General features: G+C 37.9%; 16 protein-coding genes and 1 tRNA gene. 10 read left to right on the plus strand and 7 right to left on the minus strand.

The window, feature by feature from the left end; translation table 11 throughout:
• The first annotated feature begins 1 nt into the window (after position 1).
• Both C7H19_RS03010 and C7H19_RS03015 read left to right on the plus strand, forming a co-directional pair.
• Positions 2-877: a M48 family metallopeptidase gene (locus C7H19_RS03010; RefSeq protein ID WP_106455485.1), complete on the plus strand. Its 876-nt coding sequence runs from the start codon at positions 2-4 to the stop codon at positions 875-877.
• Positions 856-940 (plus strand) — tRNA-Leu (locus C7H19_RS03015). The genes C7H19_RS03010 and C7H19_RS03015 overlap by 22 nt, the downstream gene beginning before the upstream one ends.
• A 60-nt stretch (positions 941-1000) precedes the next feature.
• Here C7H19_RS03015 and C7H19_RS03020 read toward each other — a convergent pair.
• Positions 1001-1342: a helix-turn-helix domain-containing transcriptional regulator gene (locus tag C7H19_RS03020; protein WP_106455406.1), complete on the minus strand. Its 342-nt coding sequence runs from the start codon at positions 1340-1342 to the stop codon at positions 1001-1003.
• Positions 1343-1674: 332 nt separating this feature from the next.
• The gene (locus C7H19_RS03030) at positions 1675-2334 is read right to left on the minus strand and encodes a hypothetical protein (protein ID WP_106455407.1); all 660 of its coding nucleotides are present in this window, start codon (positions 2332-2334) and stop codon (positions 1675-1677) included.
• Between the two features lie 487 nt (positions 2335-2821).
• Here C7H19_RS03030 and C7H19_RS25490 point away from each other — a divergent pair, with 487 nt between their 5' ends.
• Positions 2822-2971 carry a hypothetical protein gene (locus C7H19_RS25490; RefSeq protein WP_181280513.1) on the plus strand — a complete coding sequence of 50 codons (150 nt, stop codon included), beginning with the start codon at positions 2822-2824 and terminating at the stop codon, positions 2969-2971.
• A gap of 14 nt (positions 2972-2985) precedes the next feature.
• Here C7H19_RS25490 and C7H19_RS03035 read toward each other — a convergent pair whose 3' ends face one another.
• Together C7H19_RS03035 and C7H19_RS03040 are read right to left on the minus strand one after the other, a co-directional pair.
• Positions 2986-4332: a TRAP transporter large permease gene (locus C7H19_RS03035; protein WP_106455408.1), complete on the minus strand. Its 1347-nt coding sequence runs from the start codon at positions 4330-4332 to the stop codon at positions 2986-2988.
• A gap of 9 nt (positions 4333-4341) precedes the next feature.
• Positions 4342-4965 (minus strand): TRAP transporter small permease subunit, encoded by a 624-nt coding sequence (locus C7H19_RS03040; protein ID WP_181280514.1) that lies wholly within the window; start codon positions 4963-4965, stop codon positions 4342-4344.
• A 96-nt stretch (positions 4966-5061) separates the two neighbouring features.
• Here C7H19_RS03040 and C7H19_RS03045 point away from each other — a divergent pair, with 96 nt between their 5' ends.
• The 3 genes from C7H19_RS03045 (at position 5062) to C7H19_RS03055 (ending at position 8594) form a co-directional block, all read left to right on the plus strand.
• The gene (locus tag C7H19_RS03045; RefSeq protein WP_106455409.1) at positions 5062-6192 is read left to right on the plus strand and encodes a TRAP transporter substrate-binding protein; all 1131 of its coding nucleotides are present in this window, start codon (positions 5062-5064) and stop codon (positions 6190-6192) included.
• A 220-nt stretch (positions 6193-6412) separates the two neighbouring features.
• On the plus strand, positions 6413-8236 hold the full coding sequence (locus tag C7H19_RS03050; protein WP_106455410.1) for an acyl-CoA dehydrogenase family protein: 1824 nt from the start codon (positions 6413-6415) through the stop codon (positions 8234-8236).
• Positions 8205-8594: an acyl carrier protein gene (locus tag C7H19_RS03055; protein ID WP_106455411.1), complete on the plus strand. Its 390-nt coding sequence runs from the start codon at positions 8205-8207 to the stop codon at positions 8592-8594. Before C7H19_RS03050 ends, C7H19_RS03055 begins: the two co-directional genes overlap by 32 nt.
• 43 nt (positions 8595-8637) lie before the next feature.
• Here C7H19_RS03055 and C7H19_RS03060 read toward each other — a convergent pair whose 3' ends face one another.
• On the minus strand, positions 8638-9609 hold the full coding sequence (locus tag C7H19_RS03060) for an FkbM family methyltransferase (RefSeq protein WP_106455412.1): 972 nt from the start codon (positions 9607-9609) through the stop codon (positions 8638-8640).
• Positions 9610-9813: 204 nt separating this feature from the next.
• On the opposite strand from C7H19_RS03060, the gene C7H19_RS03065 reads away from it, so the two are divergent.
• Genes C7H19_RS03065 through C7H19_RS03080 form a run of 4 tightly spaced genes read left to right on the plus strand, consistent with a single transcriptional unit; the run spans position 9814 to position 14420 of the window.
• Complete coding sequence (locus tag C7H19_RS03065; RefSeq protein WP_106455413.1) at positions 9814-11274, plus strand: MBOAT family O-acyltransferase; 1461 nt, start codon at positions 9814-9816, stop codon at positions 11272-11274.
• Positions 11274-12251, plus strand: coding sequence for a hypothetical protein (locus C7H19_RS03070; protein WP_106455414.1), 978 nt, complete (start codon positions 11274-11276; stop codon positions 12249-12251). The genes C7H19_RS03065 and C7H19_RS03070 overlap by 1 nt, the downstream gene beginning before the upstream one ends.
• On the plus strand, positions 12252-13493 hold the full coding sequence (locus tag C7H19_RS03075) for an NAD(P)/FAD-dependent oxidoreductase (protein WP_106455415.1): 1242 nt from the start codon (positions 12252-12254) through the stop codon (positions 13491-13493). It begins immediately after the preceding gene.
• Between the two features lie 36 nt (positions 13494-13529).
• A complete protein-coding gene (locus C7H19_RS03080; protein WP_106455416.1) occupies positions 13530-14420 on the plus strand; it encodes a hypothetical protein in 891 nt (296 codons plus the stop codon).
• Between the two features lie 2 nt (positions 14421-14422).
• Here C7H19_RS03080 and C7H19_RS03085 read toward each other — a convergent pair whose 3' ends face one another.
• Together C7H19_RS03085 and C7H19_RS03090 are read right to left on the minus strand one after the other, a co-directional pair.
• Positions 14423-14953 (minus strand): GIY-YIG nuclease family protein, encoded by a 531-nt coding sequence (locus C7H19_RS03085; RefSeq protein ID WP_106455417.1) that lies wholly within the window; start codon positions 14951-14953, stop codon positions 14423-14425.
• Positions 14954-14956: 3 nt separating this feature from the next.
• A complete protein-coding gene (locus C7H19_RS03090; RefSeq protein WP_106455418.1) occupies positions 14957-15283 on the minus strand; it encodes a hypothetical protein in 327 nt (108 codons plus the stop codon).
• Positions 15284-15402 lie beyond the last annotated feature (119 nt).

The following is a 15402-nucleotide window of genomic DNA, read 5'->3' on the forward strand; positions in this document are numbered from 1 at the left end:
TATGGGACTCGAAAAATCCTTACTCATTGGACTAAGAGCAGATGATTTTCGTCATCCTCTTGACTTACAAGCGACTAATACCCTAAAACAGTTACCAGGACTAGATGTCGCCATTAGAAGCTTACTAGGAAACGTAGCCGAACAGTTTTTCTATCTCAACAATATCGCCTCTAGTGTTTTGGTGGGAGAAAAACAACTCCCCCACTTGCATAAATTACTCATTGATGCTTGTTCGACTCTAGACTTAGAACCGCCACAACTCTACGTTCAACAAAACCCCGTACCCAATGCTTATACATTCGCCATGCGGGGAAAACAACCCTTTATGGTGTTGCATACTTCCCTCATTGATCTCCTCACCCCCGAAGAAATTCAAGCCGTGATCGCCCATGAATTAGGTCATCTAAAATGTGAACATGGGGTTTATCTGACGATGGCAAATATCATGATTCTCGCGGCGGGACTTTTTCCCAATTGGGGTACAATGATTGCTCAGTCGCTACAAATGAGGATGCTAGAATGGGTTAGATGTGCTGAATTCAGTTGCGATCGCGCAGCTTTACTCGCTGTACAAGATCCCAAAGTCGTCATGTCAGTGTTAATGAAACTCGCGGGCGGATCTCCCACACTTGCCCCCCAGCTTAACTTAGATGCCTTTATCGAACAAGCTAGAGCCTATGAGACATTCTCGACAAGCGAAATAGGAGAAATGCTCAAATCGGCTCAAACTCAACAGTTAACCCATCCCGTCCCCGTATTAAGAGCAAAAGAGATCGATCGCTGGGCTAGTTCTCCAGCTTACTCCAGCTTGCTAGAAAAGCGCAAAACAGGTTATAATAGTGAAGCGCAATTCAAGGGCGAATGGCGGAATTGGTAGACGCACCGCACTCAAAATGCGGCGGGGCAGCCCCCCGTGTCGGTTCGAGTCCGACTCCGCCCATATATTATTCTGTAGGGGTTTGGTTGTTAAACCCGTTTGGTGGTCAAAACCCACATCTATTTATTTATCGTTAGTTTTTTCTTTTTTTTCTGCAACCTGAACCGTAATATCAACATTTAACCTTTTACGAAACACATTAAGGATAGCAATTAAATTGTTCATTGTCGGGTTGCCTTTTGTCGACAACATTCTATGAAGACTTTTGCTTGGTTTAGAGGTAGACATTGCAAGTTCTTCAAATCCCACAGTTGAATTAACAAGCTCTTTTAATATAAGCTTTGCGGTTTCTGTCTCACCGTTTAAAAAAAGATTAATCGCTTCATTAAATAATGCTCTGGCGAATTCGGGGTCTTTTTTAACTCTCTCGTTGACTGTTTCTTTAAAATCTCTAGTTAGTTTCATAGTAATTATCGCTCTTTTTTGAATTTTTTCTCTTTTTTAACCTCTTTTTTGCGTGTTTTATACTCTTGATATAATTTTTTGGCTTCTTTAATATCAGATTGTTGGCTTTTCTTTGTTCCACCACCAAACAAAATTATAAGATAAGTAGTTAAGCGAAATAAATTACCTATCGAACAGGAATGAAATTTTTGCTATACAAGGAAAGTTATTAGTAAATAATTTAGCACAGGTACTTATCATTTATAGCCGCAGTTAACACCCGCGACTTTCAGTCATGAGTGTTCACGGCGGTTATAAACTGGTTGAAATATAGTTTAAAATCGCACCTCGAATTAATTTCCTTTGAAGCGATTGTTTATTTCAATATTTTCACCAGGAAATATCTGCTGATGAGTGATAACTGTAGCTGAAGCTGACAAAACCATTATTAGCAAAATAATAACAGCGCATCCACATCCACATCCCATCATACCTACATCAGAGTTTTTTTGAGCATTGAGTTGATGTTGTTCATAAATTTCTAACTCAGCTTCCACTATGAATAATCCTTCCTCAATCTTATCGGGATTAGAATAATTTTCCACTATTTTTTGTAAAATATAGCCCCCCGCAGGAGACGTGGTAATTAAACAACGTCTTCCATCAAAAAATTCCAGTTCTAAATTAATTGTAACTACTGAAGCTCCTGCCGATGCACCAACTACTGTCCCGATGATTGCTCCAGTTTCTCCAAATAATAAACCTCCTGCCAATCCTCCTAAAAGTCCTCCTGCCACAACTTCATTGGAGTCAGATTTTAAGGTGTGATACAAAACACTTTTTAATTCATTTCTTAGATCTAAAGCCAGTTCATAAATTTTATAATTAGAATTTCCTGTCAAACCCTTATAAACTTTTTCTTTGGTTTTTAACAGCATTTCATAACCGTTCGCAGTTAATAATTGATAAGTCCCCTTTGGAATATCCCCTATCAAAACTGTTAGGGTTTCCAAATTATCGGGTTTTATGATTTCATTGACTTCAATAATTTGGTAATTTTGTCTAATTTCTTGGTGTGAAGATAGGCGATGTGTACCCTTTTATGGTAAATTTCTTGACGGGGAGATTAAATTACTACTCGACTGATTCTCTATAAATTCTTTTTTTCCACACTTACTACAAACCCATCGATTACTCGATTTTAGAAACGACATTTTATTGTCGCAGTTTTTACATAATTTAGTTTCCATAAGTTAATACCCTCAAGGTTACAGTGATAGTGTTCCCTGAGAAATGGGTGAAATCGACAGTTGCAGAGGTGAAGAACTCAACTGGTCAGGATAAGTACATACAATTCGCTTTAAACCGATGTCTTGACCAACGGTACTGATAAGGACAGGTTGGCAGCAATCAAAATCGTTTTTGACAACGCTCACAAATGGCATGAGTGCCAACTGGAACAAAGACTAGAAAAAATTGAAAAAATATTGATGAATAAAGATGATAAATAAAGCACGACAAGACCGACTGGTTAAACAGTTCCGCAAAAGATATCTTCATGCTTGGATAACAAGTCTAGAGGATGATGCCGAACTAACCGAAGCTATCGATGCTATTTTCGGGGGTTGCCAAACCCTTATAAAATTCTAATACTGGTTTAATATCTAACTAACCCCAGTTGTCGTCGAAAGATCGATCAACCAACGCACCGTCTGGGGAAATAGCATAACAATCACCAAGACAATAAACTGTAGTACCATAAACGGAATCGCGCTTTTATGAATTTCTAGGGTACTAATTTCTTTGGGGGCGACACTTTGTAGATAAAACAGAGAAAAGCCCACAGGAGGCGAAATAAAAGCCGTCTGTAAATTAATCGCCATCACTACACCAAACCATACCATATCTATACCGATCGCTTGTGCTGCGGGAACAAATAAAGGCATCGCAATAAAACAAATCTCGATAAATTCGAGGAAAACACCCAGTAGAAAAATCGCAATATTACTAAAAATGACAAAACCTAAATAACCACCGGGTAAACGAGTCAGCAAGCTTGTAATTAAAGTTTTTCCTCCCAAAGCATCAAAAACTAAACCAAACAACGAAGAACAGAATAAAATCATTACAACTAAAGCAGTAATGATAGCCGTTGAATGGGCGGCATCTCGAAGCAGTTGCGGGGTGAGACGTTTGTTAAAAAAGGCGAGTAAACAAGCTCCGACGGCTCCGACGGCTCCTGCTTCAGTTGGAGTGGCTAAACCAAAGAAAATACTTCCTAAAACGATAAATATTAAAATAATTGGCGGGACAACGGCTTTAAAAATCTGTTTTGTTAAATCTTTGCCTTTAGGTATTTCGAGATCTTCTGGTAAAGCGGGAACCATTTCGGGTTTAAAGACGGCTAAACCCAAGATGTAGAGCATATAGGAGCCTGATAACATCAAACCCGGAATTAATGCCCCTAAAAATAAATCTCCCACTGAAACCCCAATTTGATCGCTCAGAATGACTAAAACTAAACTTGGGGGTATGAGTTGCGCTAAAGTACCAGAAGCGATAATGACACCAGCCGCTAACTTTTTATCATAGCCATAACGCAACATAACGGGTAGTGAGAGCATACCCATAACAATGACAGTAGCTGCAACGACTCCTGTAGTAGCTGCTAAAAGAGTACCTACAATAACAACAGCTAATGCAAGTCCCCCCCGTAACCGGCCTAAAATAAAACCAAGGGTTTCTAATAATTCTTCGGCTAATCCTGATTTTTCTAAAACTGCTCCTAAAAAAACAAAATAGGGAATTGCAAGAAGGGTAAAATTAGACATCGTGCCGAACCAAATATTTGGTAACAAAAGTAAGCGATGAAGGTCAAAAGCACCTACAATTAAACCAATTAGTCCGAATACGATCGCTGTTCCCGCAAAAGAAAACGCAACCGGATAGCCACTCATTAAGATAATAAAAAAGCCAAGAAACATTAAAATCGCCAGCCATTCAAAGCCCATTTTTTCCCTCTATTCGATGTTAATGTTTTCTGAAGTTTCGATACGGATGCGTTCTGCTACTGTCTGATATCCCAGTAAAACGGCTAAATATTTGATCGCTTGAGAGATACTTTGTATCAAAAGTAACAGTAAACATAACGGAATCATGCTTTTAATCGGTGCGCGAGGTAAACCATCTGCATCAGGCGACATTTCCCACGTTCCCCATGTTCCATTCGGTAAGTAACCCCAAGATTGTAAAACGGGATTAAAAGTAACCCAAATACCAATTAAGCAAAACGGAATTAGAAAAAAAATTGTACCTAAAAAATCAATGAGCGATCGCTGTTTTTCCGTAAAATGAGCATATAAAAAATCGACTCGCACATTTTCGCCATGTTTGAGGATATAAGCAAAACCGAGTAAAAATGTCAAGGAAAATAAATACCATTGAAGCTCAATAAAAACATTAGAAGCGAGAGTAACACCAATAAAACGCCCAATATAGCGAGCTATGACGTTATAAAAACCCACACCCACCGTTAATAAAACGAGCCAATTGATGAACCATCCTATCTTATCTGTAAAAGTGTCGATCGCACTCGATAATTTAAGGAGCGATCGTATTTGAGGAAATCGTCTTGAGTCGCGCATACCGTCTAATCAAATACCCCATTCTACCGAAATTCAAGGCTCATCTCATGATATTCTGAAAAAAAATTATCGAAACGTGAGTGCGGTAACTTGTCTATGAAACGTCGAGCAGTAGTTAGGGCTTTTACATCTGGGGCAATGGCAGCCGGTGGAGTGGCGATCGTTGGGGGATGTCAAGCCGCCCAAAATCAGTCTACTGGACAACAAACTAATACAAACGCTCTACCGAATATCGAATGGCAAATGGCGACAAGTTGGCCCCCATCACTAGAAACGATCTTTGGTGGCGCACAAGTATTAGCCGATCGCGTAGCCGCACTCACTGGCGGTAAATTTAAGATTACGCCTCGTTCTGCTGGAGAAATAGCCCCCGCCTTAGAAGTTCTCAGCGTCGTGTCTCAGGGCGCGGTACAGTGTGGCCATACCGCATCTTATTACTATATTGGGAAAAGTCCGGTGCTGGCGTTTGGTACAACAGTTCCCTTCGGTTTAACCGCACAACAACAGAATGCGTGGCTGTATGAAGGAGGCGGATTAAAAAAATTACAGGAAATATACGCCAATAAATTTAACGTGATCGAGTTTCCCTGTGGTAATACGGGAACTCAGATGGGAGGATGGTTTCGCAAAGAAGTTTCATTTCTTAATGATCTCAAAGGCTTAAAAATGCGGATACCGGGGTTAGGGGGACAAGTTATGTCAAAACTCGGCGTAACCGTCCAAAGCTTACCCGGTGGCGAAATCTTTCAAGCATTGCAAACAGGGGCGATCGATGCTGCCGAATGGGTTGGCCCCTATGATGATGAGAAACTAGGATTAAATAAAGTAGCCAAATATTATTATTATCCGGGTTGGTGGGAACCTGGAGCAACATTAGAGCTACAAGTGAACTTGAACGAGTGGAAAAAACTACCGCCTCAGTACCAAGAAGCCATTACGACAGCCGCTTTTGAATCAAATACAACCATGTTAGCCCGTTATGATTCTCGTAATAATGAAGCCCTGCAACGACTTTTAACCAGTGGAACCCAAGTACGCCCTTATAGTCAAGAAATATTAGCAGCAGCCGAGCAAGCGTCTTTCGCGCTTTATGATGAATTTGCCGCCAAAGATGCAGATTTTAAAGCCGTGTATGATGAATGGAAACAGTTTAGAACAAGAATTTATGCTTGGCACAAACTCAATGAGGGCAGTTTTACGAATTTTGTCTATTCGCAATTGAAATAAAGATCCGAAATGCCAAAGCTTATTTTAAAAGAAATATTTTCTAAAACGGGAATCATAAGAATAATCAAGCAAAATCACTAAAGATCCGCTTGCACCTTTGAATAAATGTAGTTAGAATGAATGCTAATTTTTGTAAACTATCGAGCCCTAGCGCGACAGTCTAAACCTGATTGTGTTGGAGATAGTCACAAAAAAAGAGTTGATCTAACATAAGAGGGTTATGCAAAAGCTCAAACCGTATTGGGTTGCTGAGGCGCTCGAAAAAGATTTAGGAGATCCTTTAAACCCAGACAGTATCATGTCATACAAACGGGTTGTGGAACTCGATGAACTAGAAGCATTTCCAGAACAAGAAATTAACTGGCTCTACAACTGGAATTTACAACATTATTACGTCCCTGTTGACTGTAGTGGTGAGTTTACCTCTTTTGAAGAGTTTGTCGCTTTTGTTCGGGTTCTCTGTCGTCGAGATCAAACCATTGGAATTAGCTTTACGACTCTTTTTTGGTCATTTATTACCTGGATGGCAGGAACAGACGAACAAAAGCAAAAACTAGCCCACTATATCAAAAACGAACACGGGGCGATGTGTTTGGGTTATTCCGAACGCGCTCACGGAAGTGATTTAGTAGGAGGCGATCTCACCGCGAGAAAAGTTCCAGGCGGTTATATTCTAAATGGCGAAAAATGGCCAATTAATCGCGCTACGATTTCTGGTGTAACTTATATTTTGGCTAAAACCGATCCCAATGGCGGGCCAAAATGTCTGACATTGTTCATGGTAGACAAACGGGAACTCGATCCAAATCAATACTACAACTTACCCAAAATCTTAACGCATGGGATTAGGGGATCTGATATGAGTGGCATTGGTTTCAAAGATTGCTTTGTTCCCGACTCCCATCGCATAAAAGACGAAGGAGATGGCTTAGAATTCGCCCTCAAAGGCTTCCAAATTACTCGAATGCTCTGCGCGGCGTTTTCTCATGGTGCAGCCGATACCGCCCTTAGAACAACGCTAGGATTTGCTACTAAGCGCATTGTTTACGGAAAAACGGTGATGGAACTTCCCCAACCTCGTAAAACCCTAGTTGATGCGTTTTTAGATATTTTGATTTGTGACTGTGAAACCATTGGGGCGGCGAGAGGTTTTCATATTATTCCCGAACAGTTTAGCGTGTGGGCTTCGGTGGTGAAATATTTCGTCACAACTCAACTCGAAACCATGATTAATAATGTTTATGTGGTTTTGGGATCTCGCTTTTATATGAGGGAAGAACACGAAGCGGGAATCTTTCAAAAAGTGTTACGAGATAACTCTATTATCAGTATGTTTGATGGTAGTACGGTAGTGAATCTCCATGCGTTAATCTTACAATTGCGCCCCTTGACAAAATATCGCTCTCGCCGTAAACCAGAAACAATGGAGAAGATTCAAGCTCATTTAGAGGCTATTTTCTCTTTGAATCAAAATGTACCCCCATTTCAACCCGAAAAACTCGAATTATTTGGGCGTGGGGTTGATGATCCTTTACAGGGTTTAGAAATAGCCATTAAGCAACTCGAAGCTTTAAAAAATCAGGCTGATGTAGATGCAAATGTTCTAGAAAACCTGTTATATTTGAGCGATTTAGTGTTACAAGAATTAAATGCTCATGATGAACAGATTAGCAATTCTAAATTTGAGTATGGTCATGATCAGTCACCGGAACTCTTTGAAATTGCGAAAAAATACTGTACTTTACATACTGCCGCTACCTGTTTACATATGTGGATTTATAATCGGGAAATCGGGAGTGATTTTTTTGCAAAAGGCGAATGGTTAGTTCTAAGCTTACATCGATTATTACGCAGCCCGTTATTAAGTACAGTCCGAATATTACCCTACTCAATCTCTGATGAATATGTAGAAAACGTCGCTCAAGAACTACTTAAGCTTTATCAAGAAGATAAACACTTTTCAATTGTTCCTTTTCAACACGCCCAATTAAATCAAAAAGAGGATAAAATTTATGCAGACTCAAAACTCCAACTTCAAACTTAATGAGCAAAACGACGAATTAAATGTTAATCAAGCAATTCAATCTTGGTTAGTTCAACAGTTAGCTCAACTTTTATCTTTAGACACAAAAACAATTAATGTAACAGAACCTCTAACCCGCTATGGACTTGATTCTATTGATGCTGTAACCTTAGTGGGTGATTTAGAAGATTGGCTAGATGTTGAGTTACCTTCTACTCTTTTTTGGGATCATCCAACCATCGAGAAATCCTCTCAATATATTACAGAAAACTGCGATATTCCCAGCACTTCTTTAGCAAATTCTGAATCTGAAGTTGAAGCGCAGAAAGTCCCTGAACCCGCTAACAGTAAAAAAGGTTGGGGATTATTTGGTCGTTAAATCTATTGGGTAGAGACGCAATTCGCTCACGTCTCTACATCTTTTAGGCTTTAATTGCGTACAAAAATCCAATATTGTTACTAGCTGGTAGGCGTGAAAAAGAAGCAAAACCCGCTTGATTTAGATAATTTAATAGGGGTTCGGGGCCTTTTTTATGCCATTCCATCATGACCATTTTAATTCGATTAATTTGTCCTGTTTCGCTTAATACTTTGAATATTTCATACTCAGCCCCTTCACAATCTACTTTCGCAATAATATCAACATCTGGATATTGTTTTATGATGGATTGGAAAACCTCATAAGTTGCTTTGAGTTTCATTTCTGCTGTCGCTATTTTTTTATCGGGAGAAGGCTTAAAGTTATTGTCAATTCCTGACATTCCAATACTTCCTTTAACATCATAGTCAAATTCAATTGTTAAGGTTTGTTCTTGTTCAGCAATTCCATATTGATAAGGCTTAATTTTCTGAGCAATTTCTGGATTGAGAGCAAAATTATTTAAAGCTTGTTTATAGGTAATTTCAAAAGGCTCATAACCAAAAACAGCTAAGACATTACTACGACTAGCAAAATAAAGACTCGCAAATCCTACATTCATGCCGATATCGATAACAACAACAGGCTTTTCATGGACAAAATTATAAATGCCTAAAAAATAAATTTCATTGATAATAGAAATGTCTTGCTCACTTTCAATTATAAATTTTGCGCCTTTTAATTCGGCAATTAAATTATTATGTTCATCAATATAAAACTTAGTTTTTAAAACATTTTGGAGAATTTTAGCACGATTAAAAATATCTGATTTTAAAATAAAATCATGCTGCCCTTTGCTTAAAAATATATTGAGAGGCTTGAGCAACAATTGATGAGTGTTAGCATCTAATTCAATCGCTGTAGGGCTAATGTTATTTTGCGATAAACGTTCAGCCCAATATTGATCGCCAAGATGAGAAAAATTCCTAAATTCTTGATATTTTTTATAGATATTTGTAATTTTTTGAGAAAGCATTTACAGGAACTCCCAAGATTTATAAATAGACAGAATAAAGTTATGGACAAGTTTGACAAAATTTGGTAGACTTGTCAAGAATTTAATAGAGTTCACTGATAACTAAAATGCCAAGTTATCAATTCCAGAGAAAATAAGAAGATTAAATGATCTTCTAGTCATGGAATATATTAGTTGATATAGCTTATTGTTGAAGAGAAAGCCTTGAATTACTCAGATTTTTCTTTTTGGTGGATTCTCCTAGGCTTTGGCATACCGTTTTTAACGGTTCGCTATATAGCCAAGTCGTTTAATCTGTGGCGAGATATTTTTGATGCGATCGGATTAGCCTTTCTATCGTTAACGATGTTTCGCAATGCTAGTCCAACTAGCTTTATTATCTTTATTTTTGAACTCATTTTTAATTATCTGATGGTGCGGTGGATGCTGCGCTGTTCGGGAGACAAAGCTAAAGCGATCGCAACAGTCTTGATTATATTTAATCTGTCTGTTCTAGCCTATTTTAAATATCTCATCTTTTTTGTTGAAGGAGTGATAGGACTATTTGTCACCATTCCCGAAAACTGGCAAAATTATTTACCGATTACCGTTAAAAATCGCATTCCCCCAGGAGTCTCATTTTATACATTTCAGATGGTTGCTTTTGTCGTAGACTCCCTGACAGCACGAAAGAAGAAACCGATTGGTATTTTAGATTACATTAACTTTATTTCTTTTTATCCTCAGTTAGTCGCAGGTCCCATTGAGCGTAGAAGTGATTTATTACCTCAAATCGAAAATTTTCGCCTAAAATTCACCATCGAAAATATTGAGCTTGGTTTACGCTGGCTTTCTTTGGGATTATTTATGAAGTTTGTCGTCGCTGATAATTTGGCTCCTTATATTGAGCTAGACAAACAAATCGATAATCCTTGGATGATTTGGTGTATGACGTTGTTCTTTACACTAAGAATTTATTTTGACTTTGCGGGTTACAGTTTTATCGCACTTGGCCTCGCCTATTTTCTGGGCGTGCGACTCACAATTAACTTTCTTGCACCTTATACATCCCAAAGTATCAATGAATTTTGGCGACGCTGGCACATTACTCTAAGCACTTGGTTTAGAGATTACGTTTTTTTGCCTCTGATGGGATCAAATAAAAAATGGGCCCCATTTTATCTATTTATTACCTTCACTCTGTCTGGATTTTGGCATGGTGCGGCATGGAACTTCATTATTTGGGGAGCTTATCACGGTGCGTTGTTGTTAGTCTTACGCTATTTGGGTAGACCTTTTTACGGATTTGTCGGACGCTATGTCTCTCAACCACAGATTATTTCTTGGGCGTTAACTTTTGGGGCTGTAACTTTTGGCTGTCTTTTCTTTATGGAATCTGATATGTCTCGGTTAATGACCAAATTACAAACGATTATCACTCCCTGGAAATACTCATTAACCAATATTGGAGCGTTTTTGAGTTCCTATAGCCTCAATCAAGGCACAGCTTTAGTGGTTACTTTAGTTTTGGCTATGTTCGTTTTATTTTTAGAACATCTGGCGGTTTGGCAAAAGAAATTTGAATACGAATTGCTCCTATCTCGTTGGCTCTCACCTGTTTTACTAGGATTAACTATACTATTAGCAGCAAATACTAATTCTGACTTTATTTATTTTGAATTCTAATGAATAAAACTAATATATCTAAGCTTTTTCCCTGGTTGATTTCGGCGGGTGTCGCTTGGACAATCGGCTGTATTTATAACGTTTATTATGGTGGTGAACTAAGCTGGCTAAGGCGTATGTATGAGCAAAAAGCGGCTTATGCGGCACAGATTGAAGCACCTAATCGTTTAATTATTACGGCAGGTTCAGGCGTACATTACAGTGTAAATGCCGAATGGATGGAAAAAAAGCTCGGTATTCCTGTATTTAATTATGGATTACAAGGGGATATGGGATTAAATGTGATTAAACCTTTGATCCTAGAACAAGCTCGCAAAGGCGATATTATCGTTCTAATTCCTGAATATTTAATGCTAATGGATAAAGATGGTTTAGGTGATGGTGATGGGTTATATGGTTCGGCTCCTTTTGGTTGGGCGGTAGGTCAACCAGGTTTAGGCGGTATTCCTCCGAAGAAGCTCATCGAGGACACTTGGTTATTAGGTGTAACGACTTTACGGGCGGCAACTAAATCGACGATTGATGTGATCGAAAAAGGTCGTATGACTGGATATCTATCTGATCCCATTACAGAACATGGTGACCCAACAAAAGTAAAAGAAAGGACAGGGAAATGGTGGGAATTAAAATTAAATAACTCCGTTTCTCCTCATTCAATAAAAGTAATTGAGCAGTTTCGTAAAGATCTTGAAGCGAAAGGAGCGCATTTAATCGTTGCTTTGCCTTGGATTTATGGTTCGACTGATCAAACCACAAAAGACAGCATTCAAAAAAGCGCAGACAAGCTTTCTCAAGTAGTTCCAACTCTCTATAATCATCAAACCTTAAATATTCAAACAGATAGTAGTATTTTTGCCGATACTCACTATCATCTACTCCCTCCGGCTCGAATCGTGCGATCGCAAGAACTGATTGATCAACTCAAACCGTATCTTGCTGAATATATCAAGCAACCTGAGTTACAGACTAAAAAATAAATGAATATCGCTCAACCAATTAATATTTGTGTTTTGGGTGGTGGATTTGGCGGACTGTATACGGCTCTTTACTTCAGTCATTTTAGCTGGGTGAAAAACCGAAAATGTCAAGTTACATTAATTGAACCAAACGATCACTTTTTATTTACACCTCTTCTTTATGAATTATTAACAGGAGAGTTACAACGTTGGGAAATTGCCCCATCCTATCAAAAATTATTACAAGGAACTCATATTCAATTACGTCAGCAAACGGTTAAAACAGTTGACTTAAAAGCGCGTTCCGTTGACCTCGAAAATGGGGAAATTTTAACCTATGATTATTTAGTCTTGGCTGTTGGAACCCAAAATCGTTGGGCAAATATCCCTGGTTTAGAAACCCATGCTTTATCCTTCCGTACTCTAGCTGATTTAGAACGTCTGCAAACTCAACTCCACATCCTCGAAAATTCAGAACGTCAATATCTCCGTTTAGCTGTCATTGGCGGTGGACCCAATGGCGTAGAATTATCCTGTAAGTTAGCCGATCGCTTGGGAAATCGTGGACAAGTTCACCTCATTGAGCGGGGTGAATCCCTTCTTAAAAACTTCTCCAGTGCCATCGCTAAGGCATCATACAAGGCTTTAAAGACTCGTCGGATTGTAATACATCATAATTCTGAAGTTGAGGCGATTACAGCCGATTCCGTGGGGATTACCCAAAACCAACAAACCCAAAATCTCCCGTTTGATTTAGTGATTTGGACAGCCGGAACTCAGTCTAGGGAATGGTTACGCCATCTAGAATGTCAACAAACTGAGCTTGGTAGACTATTGATTCGTCCCACACTACAATTACTAGATTATCCCGAAGTGTTTGCCCTGGGTGATATTGCTCAAATTGCCCACTCGCGTCAAAATATTCCAGCTACGGCACAAGCCGCCTTTCAACAAGCCAGTTGTGCGGCCAAAAATCTTAAAGCTATTCTTTTAGGACAGCCCTTAAAACCGTTCTTTTATCTTCATTTAGGAGATATGCTAACTTTAGGCAGAAGATCGGCAATTATTTCTAGTTTTGGGATTAATATTGATGGCCGAATTGCTGATATTAGCCGACGATTTATTTATATTTTGCGTCTACCTACCCAACGACATAAGATACAAGTTCTTAAACATTGGGGAAAAAACACACTAATCAAATTAGGTCGCTGGTTACGTTGGCAAAGACAACAGTTATTTTCTCAAAAACCCGCCAAACCTTAGAGCAAATTATATTATTTTTGTCAGGAAGAATTTTAAATGTTAAATCCTTTTAGAAAATTTTCGGAAAGATTGCAAAATATTCAAAATGAGCTAAAGCAACTAAACACAACTAATAAAGCTCTTTTAAAAACACAAGAATCACTGAAAAATATAATGATTGAAGATTATCTAAAAAATCATTTAATTAATAATCCTAAATATAGTGAACCAAAAAAATTAAATAAATATGAGTTTAAAGCTTATTCTCAAGGTGGCGAAGATGGAATTATTAATGAGATTTTTCGTCGAATTGGTACAACAAATCAATATTTTGTAGAATTTGGTGTTGGTGTTGGACTCGAAAATAATAGCGCTTTGTTACTAACATTAGGATGGCGTGGACTTTGGATCGAAGGAAGCGAGAAATACTGTAAAAACATTAAAGAAAAGTTTAAGTATATTATCAAAAATAATCAATTAACTCTAATAAATAATTTTGTTGATGCTGACAATATAGAATCTTTATTTAAAAAAGCCAATGTACCAGAAGAATTAGACTTATTATCAATTGATATTGATGGGAATGATTACTGGATTTGGAAAGCGATTAATCAATATCGTCCGAGAGTAGTTATTATAGAATACAATGCTGCTTATCCTCCTCAAGTCAGTTGGACAATTGAATATAATCCGAATCATCGCTGGGATTATAGTAATTATATGGGAGCAAGTTTATTAGCTTTAGAAAAATTAGGAATTTACAAAGGATATAAATTAGTCGGCTGTAGTTTTACAGGGGTAAATGCTTTTTTTGTTCGTGATGATTTAGTCAATGAGCATTTTCTAGAACCTTATACAGCAGAAAATCATTATGAACCTGCCCGCTATTTCTTGTGTGAACAAACTGCGGGACATCCCAGATCATTTGGTAAATTCGAGACAGTATAAATTTATGGTTTTAGGTCTAATAATCCTTCTTCTTTAAGTTTAGGTGAAAATCGTATTTCTAGTTGTACACCGCGTTCTTTTAGCTGTTGCAAGATAGTTTCTTCGACGCGGCGAGACACTTTCTTTAAAAGTTTAATTTGTCCCATTTCATCCAATTTTTGATAGTCTTGTTTTTCGGTTTCACTCATCACTAATTTAGCATCGATTGGTTGTGTCCATTTGGCTTCATCCATTTGAATTGAGCCATTTTCACTCAGCCAAGCTTGACGAATTTCTTCTAAAATCGTTCGACTAGGACGACTAATTGTTTGTAATTTTATCCAATAACAATGATTTGGTTGCCGGACCAAATGTTGTTTTAAACTCAGATAAATATCTCTAGAATAACCAACGAATTGTAAGACTTTTTCTTGATCAAAAATCGCATAAACGCCAATTTTTCCTTGGATTTCTTCAGAGATTATACCGTTTTCATCCAAAAAAGGAAGATAATCAAGACTGCTAAGAGAGAGAATTTCTGTTTGAGTCGTCATAAATTAATAAAAAACCTTACGATAAATAGCACAAAGCCGGCTTGGTTGAAAAATTTTGGCTTTAAACATAAAATGAGGCGGCACATTAATAATTATATATTCCTCCGAATTATGATAGGGTTCAAACTCGCAAGGCATACCTTTAGGGGTTTTTAGACTATAAGGAACGGGTTGAAAAAATAATTCGGTAAATTCAATGTTTGCGCCTTGAACCTGTTGTCTAATCTGTTTTAAAAACGACTCATCAGTTAGCAAATTGAACAATGTCGCTTTAGTATTAGGTTCAAGATGAAAACTTGTATCGTAGTTTTCAACGATTTTTAGCTTCATAAAATTACTTTGGGGAAAGAAATCTTTACCCCGACAAATTAATTCTTTACAATAGTAGGGGTTTAGTCACTAAACCCTACTATCAATTGATCATATCAATGGTTCGCAATCAACAAAAA

Origin of the sequence: Aphanothece hegewaldii CCALA 016, from assembly GCF_003007785.1 — a bacterium.
GTDB lineage: Bacteria > Cyanobacteriota > Cyanobacteriia > Cyanobacteriales > Microcystaceae > Chroococcus > Chroococcus hegewaldii.

Excerpts from the sequence above, each read along its gene's own strand:
- C7H19_RS03010 (WP_106455485.1), top strand. The coding sequence starts at position 2 with ATGGGACTCGAAAAATCCTTACTCATTGGACTAAGAGCAGATGATTTT.
- C7H19_RS03020 (WP_106455406.1), bottom strand. The coding sequence starts at position 1,342 with ATGAAACTAACTAGAGATTTTAAAGAAACAGTCAACGAGAGAGTTAAA.
- C7H19_RS25490 (WP_181280513.1), top strand. The coding sequence starts at position 2,822 with ATGATAAATAAAGCACGACAAGACCGACTGGTTAAACAGTTCCGCAAA.
- C7H19_RS03035 (WP_106455408.1), bottom strand. The coding sequence starts at position 4,332 with ATGGGCTTTGAATGGCTGGCGATTTTAATGTTTCTTGGCTTTTTTATT.
- C7H19_RS03040 (WP_181280514.1), bottom strand. The coding sequence starts at position 4,965 with ATGCGCGACTCAAGACGATTTCCTCAAATACGATCGCTCCTTAAATTA.
- C7H19_RS03045 (WP_106455409.1), top strand. The coding sequence starts at position 5,062 with ATGAAACGTCGAGCAGTAGTTAGGGCTTTTACATCTGGGGCAATGGCA.
- C7H19_RS03050 (WP_106455410.1), top strand. The coding sequence starts at position 6,413 with ATGCAAAAGCTCAAACCGTATTGGGTTGCTGAGGCGCTCGAAAAAGAT.
- C7H19_RS03055 (WP_106455411.1), top strand. The coding sequence starts at position 8,205 with ATGCAGACTCAAAACTCCAACTTCAAACTTAATGAGCAAAACGACGAA.
- C7H19_RS03060 (WP_106455412.1), bottom strand. The coding sequence starts at position 9,609 with ATGCTTTCTCAAAAAATTACAAATATCTATAAAAAATATCAAGAATTT.
- C7H19_RS03070 (WP_106455414.1), top strand. The coding sequence starts at position 11,274 with ATGAATAAAACTAATATATCTAAGCTTTTTCCCTGGTTGATTTCGGCG.
- C7H19_RS03075 (WP_106455415.1), top strand. The coding sequence starts at position 12,252 with ATGAATATCGCTCAACCAATTAATATTTGTGTTTTGGGTGGTGGATTT.
- C7H19_RS03080 (WP_106455416.1), top strand. The coding sequence starts at position 13,530 with ATGTTAAATCCTTTTAGAAAATTTTCGGAAAGATTGCAAAATATTCAA.
- C7H19_RS03085 (WP_106455417.1), bottom strand. The coding sequence starts at position 14,953 with ATGACGACTCAAACAGAAATTCTCTCTCTTAGCAGTCTTGATTATCTT.
- C7H19_RS03090 (WP_106455418.1), bottom strand. The coding sequence starts at position 15,283 with ATGAAGCTAAAAATCGTTGAAAACTACGATACAAGTTTTCATCTTGAA.